Below are 12,626 nucleotides of genomic sequence, written 5' to 3'. Positions count from 1 at the left end.
AATTGTACAACAAGCACAATTTAGACTGTTTAAAAATAAGACGCGTACTTAATATAATAACTTAAATTCAGATGTTTAGTCTGTTATCTCGCAATTTTCTACAGCATATCTAAGCAAAATACCAATTAATTCATTTCTCGACCTATTTGTATATTCGGCAATATTATCTATTCTGTCAACGAGCCCCTGTTCCAGTCTTACCGAAAAGACTTTAAATCCATCGTCCCCCTTCAGCCTTCTCTTGGATATTTTTAATTTATCCTCTTTCACTAGTTATCACCTCATAATAAATTATATGTTGACAAAAGCACAGAATATATGTTATACTTAATAACATAATATGTAACATCAAAACAGTTTGAGGTGATATTTTGATTAACTATAAAAGAGCGTACTTTGTTATGCGCAAAGATATTGAAAAAGCGATTGAGCAGATACGTAACGGCCAAATCAGTGAAGCCGATGCAAGACTTCAGTTTTCACTTATAAAAACAGGCGAAATGTATGATATATGTATGAATGATGAAACCGAAAACAACTAAATAATAAAAGTTTAAAAAATATCTCTGATAAATGTTATTATATCCTTATATACGCTCTTTACTTAAATAAAACTCTTAATATTTTTAACACATACAGCAAAAAGCCTCCATACTAAAAAATGGAGGCCTTTCTATTATCTAAAACTTTATATTAATTTAAATCAACACTCTGTGGAGAATCAAGATATGGTATGTCTCCCATATCGCTCCAAATAAACACTTTTAATGTATTGGCATTTAATCCGCCGTATTCAACTCCGCTTATCATAAAAGTTCCGTTTTCATCAAACACAGAAGTTATCTTTCTAAATCCTACCAAAATTCCGTTACTGTTATAGATCCCAACTAATACAGCGCTATCTTCACAGCTTGCGTCAACTCGCGTCACAGTCACATCTACGGTCTGTTCAGCTTTATTTACTACGATTTCCGGTTCTCCAAACTTTTCGGGATAAGGAGACACAATTGGTTCTGCCGTTGGTGAAACAACCGGAGCAAAAGTTGGGGTCATAGTTAGCGAATCTGTTACTATAGGTTCCTGCGTCGGAGCAGAAGTTGGATTCGGGGACTCTGAAACTATCGGCTCCAGCGTTGGGGCGGACGTTGGACTTGGAGATTCCGAAACTACCGGCTCTTGCGTTGGGGCGGACGTTGGACTCGGTGATTCAGACGCTATTGGCTCTTGAGTCGGAGATGTGGTTGGCAATGGCGAAGCGGACGGCTTTAAGCTGTTTGAGCCGGTATAAGCTTTAATACACCAATTATATCCGCTCAAATATATATCACCCCAGCCATTAATTGTATCGCCCCTCTTCGAAGAGGAATAAAAACATACATTTTTCTCAGGCTGATAGTACGAAGCATTAACGCCTTTAGTACATCCGGCTATTCTATATTCATCAGTGGATGTCTTCGAATCATTAGACTGTCTAACATATATATAAAAGCTTCCATTAACATCAATAGGGGCAGCTAAATCTAAAACCTTGTACCCGGGTGAAGAAAATTGTACTGATTTTGAAATTACGCCGGTATCCGGATCTTTCAAATTCACCCTATTATTTTTAAACTCGCTTTCTGAAAGGTTCATTGGCAGCGAAGTATCTTTAGGACTGCTGTCAACCATTATTTCAAAAGTATCATCCATATCTAACGCATATAAACCAATAGATTTTAAAGGTTCCTTGCCGCTCGTTTCAAACCGTATTGCCTGATACGTACAGCCAAAACTATTCTTAAGACTAATACTTCCCATCAAGCCAACATAATCATAAGAATAAATATTCTCATCAGTTTCATCTGAAAATTTATACCCGGAAGCCGAAAAACCTATAGTTGGATCCATATAAGAAATATACTCATATCCATCATTGGCCCAATCGCTTCCCCAGCTGTTTCTTACTATCCAAGCCCCATTCTCATAATTATAATCTTTTCCGTCATAAGATGAAGGTTTAGTTTTAAAGTTTGTGTATGAATAATTATCATCCCAGCCTATCAGCGTTACTGCGTGATTAGTAGGCGTATTAAATTTATATTTTATAGAACCGTCATTTTGATAAAAGCTAACTTTGTTATTATCAGGAGCTGTTCCATTAAGCAAATCACTCCAGCTTCCGCAATAAGCTCCGGTTTTCGAATTATAATATCCGTCATGGCTTTCATTAGAAAGATAGGACACTGCCACCGCGCCGTATTTCATAATCCCGGCTTTTATCGCGTTTATAACCGATTCATTTTTATGATACTTAATATTCTTTATAGAACCGTCTTCATAACTATAATCTAGAACAGAACTGCCCTCGTATAAATTTGTAATACTCTCCTGCGAAATAAGCTTTCCGGCTCTGTCGATACCCAAAAGAGATGAATAATCTGTTCTGTCCCCGGTATACTTTAAATATTTACTATTATCAAAATCCTTTAATAATACAGAACCTCCGCCGGTCTCCCTCGACATATACGCAACCGCCATAGCAGTATTACCGCCGGTTTTGTTATCCCATGTAAAAGTTTTATATCCCTCATCATTGGTATAATTCATTGCAGCCGCCATGTGGTATTCTGAAAGTATTTCATTATCATTCTTATAGCTCTTGTTGTTAAGAACAACATTAGAATATTCCTGGGCAGCAGTATTTGCAAACGCCCAGCAGTCACCGTCAATATTTTGGTCCCTTACCGCAGGGAAGTCTTTCTTGTCTTTTCCTGCATCCGTTTCAGTATTATACTTTTCAGGCATAACCTCTTCAAGATAAGCAGAAGATTCGCTTTTTCCAAATTCCACAGGCTCAGGAATGACTGTATAAGCCGATGGATTTTTAAGGTAATCCTGATATGCGCCGGTCTGTTCAGCTACAATCCCGCCGCTGTATATAACATCAGCACCGATTGACTCAGCATATCCGGATCCAGTTATCACAATAGCAAAAACGAGCAGTAATACGATACTTTTTAACTTTTTCATAATTACACCTCTGACAGAAATTTAATTTACTTTAATTAAATAACCCTCCAACCTATTTCTTATGTTATAAAATTATAAAGCATTTTATTATTATACCATGATATTCATAAAATTACAATATAAGACACAAAAAATATTATAGCATGTTATGGTATTTTGAGGACGACGTTAATTAATATGGCGTTAACTAATATAATAAGCAAAATTTAAAATTCAGGCTTGACATATAAAAAAAATCATGTTATAATGTCAAAGTTGAATTTAGGGGTATAGCTCAGTTGGTAGAGCAGCGGTCTCCAAAACCGCGTGCCGTGAGTTCAAATCTTACTACCCCTGCCAATAAATAGCCTGAAATGAAAATTTCGGGCTTTTTTTGTAAATAAAAGGAGTTTTTATATGAGTTTTACATTTAAAAAAGAAATGCCTTCAGCGGAACACTTGAAAGAACTTTTACCGGTACCGTCTGACAGCGCAGAAATCCGTATTAAACGCATAAGTGAAATAGAAGCTGTTTTGTCCGGCAAAGACAACAGAATACTTCTTATAATAGGTCCGTGCTCGGCTGACAACGAAGATTCTGTCTGCGACTACATATCACGGCTCGCCTCTGTTCAGAATGAAGTGAATGATAAAATTCTTTTGGTGCCGAGAGTATACACCAACAAACCTAGAACCACAGGAGAGGGTTATAAAGGCATGATGCACCAGCCCGACCCTAATGAAGCGCCCAACGCTTTTGAAGGTATAAAAGCGATACGTCAAATGCACCTTAGAGTTCTTAGAGAGACAGGTTTTGTATCTGCTGATGAAATGCTCTATCCGGGCAACCACCCATATCTAGACGATCTTTTAGGATATGTTGCCGTAGGAGCCCGCTCAGTTGAAAACCAACAGCATAGACTTGTTGCCAGCGGACTTGATATGCCCATCGGTATGAAAAACGGTACCGGTGGCGATACCGGAGTTATGTTTAACGCAATTTATGCTGCGCAGCATGGTCATGACTTCATATACCAAAACCATGAAGTGACTACAAATGGAAATCCATACGCTCACGCTATCCTCAGAGGCGGAATAGACGAACGCGGCAGAAACATACCAAACTATCATTATGAAGACCTGCTTAGAATAGCCAGCGAGTATGATGAGAAAGGTTTTGAAAACCCTGCTGTAATTATTGATACCAATCATAATAATTCTGCAAAACAGTTTAATCAGCAGCCTCGGATAGCCTCAGAAGTTATGCACAGTATGGCGTACGAACCGCTTCTTAGGAAAATGATAAAAGGCTTTATGGTTGAAAGCTACATCGAAGAGGGTAATCAAAAGATAGGAGAAAACAGCATTTATGGAAAATCTATTACAGACCCTTGTTTGGGCTGGAAAGATACCGAAACGATGATTTATAAACTGGCTGACCAGCTTATATAATAATTTTCCAATCTTATAGATGTTTATACAAATTATAAAATAGGATAAGAGCACTCACTTATTAATAATTAATAACATTATCAGCAATTCAAACAAAAAAAGTAAAAATTAACAATGACACAAAAGACCGCTTATGATATAATAAATTATAGGCGGTTCTTTTTTATACTGTCAAATCGTTGGCATCCCATTTTCTCACGAAAAATATACCGCTTTTATAAACCATTTTATATTACGCTTCAAATTTTCTTTACAAGAAAAATAACAGAGAGTGATAATCACATCTTTTATCTGCCTTATAAATTCAACCTTCGAACGGAAAACTGATTAATATTATCCTGATACCAGAAAATAATATATGAACTTATATAAAATATTACCTCTCTTTTTCGTGCAGATAAAGAGAGGACAACCATTGCAGCAAATATTATAATTATCATTGAAAAGGAGAGAAAAGGACTGGATAGAAAGATTAAACAATTGAAGTATATTTGAACCATGCCCCGAGAAAAACGCCCAATATAAAGTACAGATACTTATAACTAAAAAATAAGGAGTTAAACTATGGATAATCAATTTATGTTATTTCTTGAAACGGTTGATGAACGCTTTCAAGATTTTGTAACCCAAATAAACAACTATTTAACAGATCAAGGATGTAAGTGTGACATAAAAGAAGCTAAAAGCGGATATGTTGTTTCCTATATTTTAAACAAACCAAAAAGGACTTTAGCTAACTTTGTAACCCGCAAAACCGGCATGAAGATTAGAATTTATCCTGAACACCTAAATAATTACCAAGACTTTTTAAACACACTTCCTGAGAAAATGAAAAAGGATATACGGAAGGCGTCTGTCTGTAAACGACTGCTCAATCCTGATGATTGCAATCCAAAATGTGTAACCGGTTATTCTTTTGAACTGGACGGCGAGCAATATCAAAAATGCCGTTATATGGCTTTTATGCCCGCTTTAAGCGAAGAAAACAATCCATATATTAAGCAGTTCTTAGAAAGAGAATTATCATATTGCGGATGAGCATCAAAGGTTTATTTATTTCAATGCAGGTTGATATAGTTTTCGGAGAATGCCAAAAATCATTGTTTCTATAAGATACATTATATAAAATTCTTTTAAAAAATTATACAGTAAGTTGATATATAAAAATAAAAACCGCTTATTCCAGTTAATAAGGAACGTGCGGTTTTTATTAAGCTTTTATATTTAAGCAACATTTATATCGTTTTATATTTGGATAAAAAATGGCAAACACATTTTGTGTTCGCCATCTTTTTTATTGTTTCATTTTAAAATCATCTTTTATTACTTGCGCCATTGAAAATATTGTTAAATTAATTCTTATTTCTAGCTTTGGCACGAAGCTGATTATTCAATATCTTTTTTCTGATTCTTAAACTTTCAGGTGTAACTTCAAGAAGTTCATCCTCCGCCAAAAACTCTAAGCAAGCCTCAAGGCTCATCTGAACGGGCGGAACCAGTTTAAGAGCGTCATCGCTTCCGGAAGCACGGGTATTTGTCAGCTGTTTTTTCTTACAAACATTAACGTTCATATCCTCCGCTTTAGGGTTTATTCCAACAACCATACCCTCGTATACTTTAGTTCCCGGAGTAATAAACAGCGAGCCTCTGTCCTGAACCTTAAACAAACCATATCCTACGGCTTCACCGGTCTCAAACGCCACCAAAGAACCAGTGTGCCTGCTGCTTATCTCACCCTTATATGGCTGATACTCATAAAAAACCGAGTTCAGTATACCCTCGCCCTTTGTATCAGTTAAAAACTCATTTCTGTATCCCAGCAACCCGCGGGCAGGTATTAAATATTCAAGTTTCATTCTTCCGCCCTGAGGAGTCATCGAAACCATTTCGCCTTTACGCTGTCCGATTTTATCCATTACCGCGCCTACGCTCTCTTCAGGAACATCAATAATAAGTCTTTCTATAGGTTCACATTTTACTCCGTCGACTTCCTTATACAGAACTCTTGGAGTTCCGACTGAAAACTCATATCCCTCGCGGCGCATAGTTTCAATCAATATAGAAATGTGCATTTCACCTCTGCCGGCAACATTAAAACTGTCTGTTGACTCTCCTTCTGTTACCCTCAATGAAACATCCTTTAAAAGTTCTCTCATCAAACGGTCGCGCAGCTGGCGTGAAGTTACAAACTTACCCTCTCTGCCTGCAAACGGACTGTCATTTACAGAAAACGTCATCTCAATAGTAGGTTCGCTTATCTTCACAAACGGAAGAGGAGCCGGGTCCTCAGGTGAAGCTATTGTATCTCCGATAGTTATTTCAGGAATACCCGAAAAACATATAATATCCCCAACTTTTGCCTCATCAACAGCAGTTCTGTTAAGACCGTCTATCTGATAAAGATTGACCATTTTTGCCTTATAGGGTTCATGGTTATTATGATATTCAGATACCATAACTTCCTGATTCTGTTTTACACAGCCTCTCTCAATTCTGCCGATTCCGATTCTGCCCACATAATCATTATAATCTATTGAAGACACCAGCATTTGCATAGGGCCATCAGCATCTCCCTCAGGCGCCGGGATATAATCTTTTATTGTTTCAAACAGCACCTTAAGATCTTTTCCCTCTTCATACTGGGAAAGCGAAGCGGTTCCTGCCCTGCCTGAACAGAAAAGTATGGGACTTTCCAACTGTTCGTCATTGGCGTCAAGCTCTATAAGAAGATCAAGAATTTCATCAGGGATTTCATCAAGTCTGGCGTCGGCTCTATCTATTTTATTAACCACAACAATAACACGATGGTTCATTTCAAGAGCCTTTTGAAGCACAAATCTCGTTTGAGGCATAGGACCTTCAGCAGCGTCAACAAGCAAAATAACACCGTTTACCATCTTCAGAATACGCTCAACCTCTCCGCTGAAATCAGCGTGACCCGGCGTATCAATTATATTCATCTTTATACCGTCGTAATATACAGACGTGTTTTTAGCAAGTATAGTGATACCGCGTTCACGTTCCAAATCGTTGTTATCCATAACGCGTTCCTCAACGACCTGGTTCTCTCTATAAACTCCGCCCTGTTTCAGCATTTCATCAACAAGCGTCGTCTTACCATGGTCAACGTGTGCTATTATCGCAATATTTCTCAAATCTTCTCTTACCATAAATTTTACTCCTTCTAACAAGAAAATAGACACGGCACTCCGTGTCTCTTACATTTTAATATTATACCACAGAAAAACATGTTCTGTAAACGTAAAATATATTCAAAATTTGCAAATAATATGCAATAAATCTTGATATATTTTTACTTTTTATATAAAAAGTTCGTTCTCTTTTCTGTCGGCGCAAACCTTATGAAGTTTTAAAGACACCATCTTTAAAGCAAGCTTGGAAACAGCTCTGGCTCCGTTAGGGCAAACAGAAACGCATCTCATACAGGCAATACACTTTTCCGAATCTGCTTTATAATCTTTTCCTATAGCTCCAACCGGACATTTTTCAGCACATATGCCGCAAGATACGCATTGTTTAGTTGGCTGAGGTGAAAATGGAACCCCGCCAAAATCACGGAACTTCTCATTTCCGGGTATATTTTCTATTCCATTTATATTATGTGAATTTAAAAGTTTGTTTTTAAACTCTTTCGCATAATCTTTTATTTCTTTAATATCTTTACTATCAGGTCTGTCAGCCGCTATATCAGTAACTATAGAATGCCTTGAAACTATGGAAGCCGCTCCTGCAACAACAAATCCGTTACTTTCAACAATGCTTCTCAGCTCATTTAAAGTATCATCATAAGCCCTGTTTCCATATGTAGTTAAAATAAATGCAGGAGTATTATTTCCCCTAATATTTTTAATTCTTTCGGCGGCAATAGCCGGAACCCTTCCTCCAAATGACGGAACTCCAATAACTGCTAATGTATTTTTGTCAGTCTCACAACCATATTCCTCGTTGTCGGTTACATCTAAATATTCCGCCGGCTCGTCAAAAGCTTTGCAGAACAGCTCTATAACACTTTTTGTATTACCCGTAGCGCTAAAATAAATTGCTTTCACTCCATTAATTTTCATTTCTTCTCCTCTTTTCTAAGCTAGAACCCAAACTCCATCAGCATCACTATGTCTTAATTTAAACTCCTTATATGCCTTTACTGCCAATTCCCTATCATCAAACATTCCAAAAACAGCACTTCCGCTTCCGCTCATCATGGCAATATCAGCTCCCAAATTCAGCATTTCAGCTTTATATACATTAACCTGCGGACAAATCTGTACCGCCGAATTCTCAAGTATATTTCCCATAAATGGTTGAATCTTTTTCAAATCTCCAGACTTTATACCGGAAATAATTTTGTCAATATCCAAATTTACAGGCTTATTATTATAATCAAGATGCTCATAGACCCACTTTGTTGAAATACTCTGTCTCGGTTTGGCTATCAAATAACAAACTTCAGGAAGTTCGGGCAAAACCGTCAATCTTTCACCAATGCCCTCAGCCAAAGCACAGCCTCCCATAACACAGAACGGAACGTCAGCGCCAAGCTTTTTACCCATTTTCATTCTTTCTTCCAAAGATAACGGAGAATCAAAAAGCTTATTTAACCCGTTTATAACTCCTGCGGCATCGGAACTGCCTCCTGCCATTCCTGCTCCCATTGGTATATGCTTTTCTATATATATATCACAGCCGCCATCAAATTTTATGGCTTTAAAAAACTCATTGGCAGCTTTCCATGCTAAATTGCTCTCATCAACGGGCATATTTATATCACTTCCGGCAATTTCTATCCCCTTCTCATCTTTTAAAGATATGGTTATCACATCAAAAATACCAACCTGAGTCATTATCATTCTAACTTCATGATAGCCATTCGGATATTTTCCAAGAACATCTATTGCAATATTTATTTTGGCGCTGCATTTTTCAGTTATCGATTTTACCATTACTTACCTCCGCATTTATACCAGCCAACTCTTTTCCTGAATTATACTCCTTCAATGATTAAATGTCAATTATACAAAAAATACGTCTCCATAAAAGAGACGTATTTACAATATTATAATATAAAATAATTAACTTCAAAATTTATTTTACTGAACAGAAAGCACCAACTGATCTCTTCTTATATATCCCTGATTTCCATCATAATCTACCCTGGCATAGGTATCAGAAACAATCTCCACAAGACCAACAGGCGTCTCAGCCGCAAGAGTTAGAATAATGCCTGCTCCGCTTCTTGGCTGGTCAAGCATCTCTACAGCGCCGGAACGCCAAACATACCTGACAGCGGAATATTGTTTCGGCGGAGAATAATTCGACAAGTAAAACTTAGCTACATATCCATACATATTGTCATATTTTACACGAGCATATTCGCTGTTTGCATCCTCAACATATCCTATCCGTGTTCCATAAGGAATGGTAGTTATAATTGTTGATGATGCGCTTGGTTTCTGTCTAAAATTTACTGCATTCGCCACATTTGTAACATATCTATATCCGACAACCTCTTGAGAACGCTCATACGCTGCAATCTCATCCTCAATTTCTCCCCTAAGTATTTCAGCGGTATTGCGCACGTCATCGCTTAGATTCCCTTGCTCAAGGAAAGCGTTCACTCTGGCATAAGCTCCATAATAGTCACCGTTTTCTACCATTTTTCTAATATCATTTAGAGTACGGTAAGGCAAATAATTAATTTGTTCCTTAATATCTGAAACAAGTTGGTTATATTCGTCAACCAACGCCGGAATAGTTCTGTACAAATAAAAATCACTCAAAGCGTCAGCCGCCTCATAATACAGTCCCTGATTATACAAATTTATAGCATTATCAAGATATGCTCTTGTATCAGCCAGCTGCTGTTCAATCTCGTTAGGCAGTCCATTAGCCATTAGTTGGATATTTCGCTCAGTTGTTTCTTTTTGAGTATAAAACTCAGCAAGACCAATAGGATTTATAATTCTTGCGGATTCTATTTCACTATCTGTCACCAAACCAATTATAGCTTGTGCCTGATAAAAATCACCGTTAAAATTATAATTTATAATATTAGTTAGCTTATCCTCAAACGATGCTTTATAGTAAACCGGTAAGTTTGTTATATTATTATAAGATGAATCACTGTTAATAAAAACTGTGGTGGAAGTCTCGTCCCATTTCACACTCATTCCCAGCTTCTCAGATACAAATCTAACCGGGACCATTGTCACGCTGTCATTTAAAACAAAAGGAGCTTCAGGAAGCTGGTATACTGCATCTGTTCCATCCGTAACATTGACGCTTCCAATAGTCATATTTAAAATTATATTTTCTTTAGTAATAGTAACGCATTGTTCTGCCTCGTTCCATTCAACAGTGCACCCCAATGTCTCAGATACAATTCTGACCGGAACAAAAGTAGTATCATTTATAACTACGCCCGGTTGCGAAGACTGAACCACTTTATCATTTACATAAATAGTTACATTGTTATAATCAGCAAACACTGTTCCGCAAATAAGACAAACCATTGCTGCAAACCCCAAAAAGCTAAAAAATACCTTTTTCATAACACTGCCCCCTTTTATTATATATAACTTCCTTTTATACTATTATTATACAATAAAACTTTTGTTCCGTCAATCATATTTACGCATTTGTTAAGAACAAATATTTTATTATAAACATTTATATATCAAACGAAATAATTCGACATTTTTCTTAAAAATTGTTATATCGTTGTAATTTTTATTTTTATAAACTATATTGACATAAATATTTTATCGTGTTATACTGTGCTCGTACAAAATTAAAGGAGGCAATTATATGAAATTTGTAAAAAGATTATTAGTCATAACGGCAGCGTGTGCAATGATACTAAGCTTAGCGTCATGCGGAAACGGCGACTCAAACAAAGCGACTGATACCATGAAGCAAACTGAACCGACCTCAGCATCAGATTCGGCTGTAACAAATGAACCTTCGGCAAGCGATGAAATCGGAAATAATGTCGATGATGTAAAAAAACAGGCCGAAGCTATCGAAGAGAGCCGCGAATCCCTCAGAGCTCTTATTGGAAAAGCGTCTACTCTCAGTTCTGAAGAGGACATAGCCGCATGGGGCAAAGAATTTTCTGATATTAAAAATGATTTAGAGGAAAAAACAAAAACTCTCTCAGACACTATAGCAAACGCCCCCGAGGAATATCAGGAATCTTACGGAAAAATATCAGATGCTGCCACAGCTGCTTATGACGCAATGGCCGGTTTTGAATCTGCTGTTACTTCCGCTGTCAGCGGAGATGTATCAGAGTTTAAATCAAAAGTTTCAGACTTTTTGGGCAAAATGGGAGATGCAGACAAACTCTGGGATAACGCAGAAGTTAGATAACATCGTGTTATAATATAAATATTAAGTAAAAGTTAAACTATTGATATGCAATAGTTTACGCGGTTACAATTATTTAAAATTAATATATTTTTAAAAGTAGTATAAAAATAAGCATAGTCAAAAGTTTTATTAAGCTCTGACTATGCTTATGTTATATTAAACGTGTGTTATACAATATTAACATATTATACTTTAAATCATGTAAACTAAGACTTGGAATAAAAAGATTACATTTAAATCGGACTGAAATATTAAATTTAAGTATTATAAACATAAAAATATGATTTAGCAAGTATCGGAGGGCTGTGACCACACTTTTTTAAAGTGTGTGTTATACAAATCAATTGTTTTGATAAAGTTGTAATGTCTGTGACCCCATCTGCAAGGTGGGCGTGATACAAAGTGACCTGTTTTAATTAGCCTTCAATGTCAATTGTGGCTACACTTTTATTTGAAAGTGTATGTTATACAAACCATATAATGTTATATATACTTTAAACGCCAATAATTAACTTAGTTGTCATATATAAATAACTTGGTTGTGATATGCAGATGAAATCTGCCTCGTTAGGCGCGCAGTTCCGGTTACTTTTACTATAAAAGAATTATGATAAACTATTCTATTTTTATTCACGCTTCGCGTGAGATGAATGTTCACCTAACGAGGTGTGCAAGCACACAATACATCACAACTAAGCAATTTATTGACATTGAAGGCTAATTAAAACAGGTCACTTTGTATCACACCAACCTTTACAGGTCGGGTCACACCCTGCCGATGTTCACTATAACACACT

The 12,626-nt window shown here is 36.6% G+C and carries 10 protein-coding genes and 1 tRNA gene; 5 read left to right on the top strand and 6 right to left on the bottom strand.

The features are described from left to right. Window positions 1-75 precede the first annotated feature (75 nt). Window positions 76-270 (bottom strand): ribbon-helix-helix protein, CopG family, encoded by a 195-nt coding sequence (locus B9O19_RS08015; RefSeq protein ID WP_102365929.1) that lies wholly within the window; start codon window positions 268-270, stop codon window positions 76-78. 101 nt (window positions 271-371) lie between these two features. Here B9O19_RS08015 and B9O19_RS11695 point away from each other — a divergent pair, with 101 nt between their 5' ends. Continuing rightward, the gene (locus B9O19_RS11695) at window positions 372-542 is read left to right on the top strand and encodes a hypothetical protein (protein WP_158648954.1); all 171 of its coding nucleotides are present in this window, start codon (window positions 372-374) and stop codon (window positions 540-542) included. Between the two features lie 151 nt (window positions 543-693). On the opposite strand, the gene B9O19_RS08010 is transcribed toward B9O19_RS11695, so the two are convergent. Next, window positions 694-3,009, bottom strand: coding sequence for a C1 family peptidase (locus tag B9O19_RS08010; RefSeq protein ID WP_102365928.1), 2,316 nt, complete (start codon window positions 3,007-3,009; stop codon window positions 694-696). A 263-nt stretch (window positions 3,010-3,272) separates the two neighbouring features. Between B9O19_RS08010 and B9O19_RS08005 the strand changes: the two genes are divergently transcribed. From B9O19_RS08005 to B9O19_RS07995, 3 genes are all read left to right on the top strand, one after another. After that, window positions 3,273-3,348 (top strand) — tRNA-Trp (locus B9O19_RS08005). A gap of 57 nt (window positions 3,349-3,405) precedes the next feature. Beyond that, a complete protein-coding gene (locus B9O19_RS08000; RefSeq protein WP_102365927.1) occupies window positions 3,406-4,440 on the top strand; it encodes a 3-deoxy-7-phosphoheptulonate synthase in 1,035 nt (344 codons plus the stop codon). A 564-nt stretch (window positions 4,441-5,004) separates the two neighbouring features. Beyond that, entirely contained in the window at window positions 5,005-5,478 is a 474-nt protein-coding gene (locus B9O19_RS07995; RefSeq protein WP_102365926.1) for a hypothetical protein, read from the top strand. A gap of 314 nt (window positions 5,479-5,792) precedes the next feature. Here B9O19_RS07995 and typA read toward each other — a convergent pair whose 3' ends face one another. The 4 genes from typA to B9O19_RS07975 all read right to left on the bottom strand — a co-directional run bounded on the left by typA (window position 5,793) and on the right by B9O19_RS07975 (window position 11,009). Further along, a complete protein-coding gene (gene typA, locus B9O19_RS07990) occupies window positions 5,793-7,610 on the bottom strand; it encodes a translational GTPase TypA (RefSeq protein WP_102365925.1) in 1,818 nt (605 codons plus the stop codon). Window positions 7,611-7,760: 150 nt separating this feature from the next. Beyond that, complete coding sequence (locus tag B9O19_RS07985; RefSeq protein WP_102365924.1) at window positions 7,761-8,525, bottom strand: EFR1 family ferrodoxin; 765 nt, start codon at window positions 8,523-8,525, stop codon at window positions 7,761-7,763. A gap of 15 nt (window positions 8,526-8,540) precedes the next feature. Then, window positions 8,541-9,401: a 4-(cytidine 5'-diphospho)-2-C-methyl-D-erythritol kinase gene (gene ispE / locus B9O19_RS07980; RefSeq protein WP_102365923.1), complete on the bottom strand. Its 861-nt coding sequence runs from the start codon at window positions 9,399-9,401 to the stop codon at window positions 8,541-8,543. A 147-nt stretch (window positions 9,402-9,548) separates the two neighbouring features. Continuing rightward, entirely contained in the window at window positions 9,549-11,009 is a 1,461-nt protein-coding gene (locus tag B9O19_RS07975; RefSeq protein ID WP_102365922.1) for a stalk domain-containing protein, read from the bottom strand. 256 nt (window positions 11,010-11,265) lie between these two features. Between B9O19_RS07975 and B9O19_RS07970 the strand changes: the two genes are divergently transcribed. Continuing rightward, window positions 11,266-11,829 (top strand): hypothetical protein, encoded by a 564-nt coding sequence (locus B9O19_RS07970; protein ID WP_102365921.1) that lies wholly within the window; start codon window positions 11,266-11,268, stop codon window positions 11,827-11,829. The last annotated feature ends 797 nt before the right edge of the window (window positions 11,830-12,626 follow it).

Source organism: Monoglobus pectinilyticus, from assembly GCF_002874775.1.
GTDB classification, from domain to species: Bacteria; Bacillota; Clostridia; order Monoglobales; family Monoglobaceae; genus Monoglobus; species Monoglobus pectinilyticus.
Note: the sequence above shows the minus strand (reverse complement) of the source record. Positions and strands in the feature narration are given on the sequence as shown.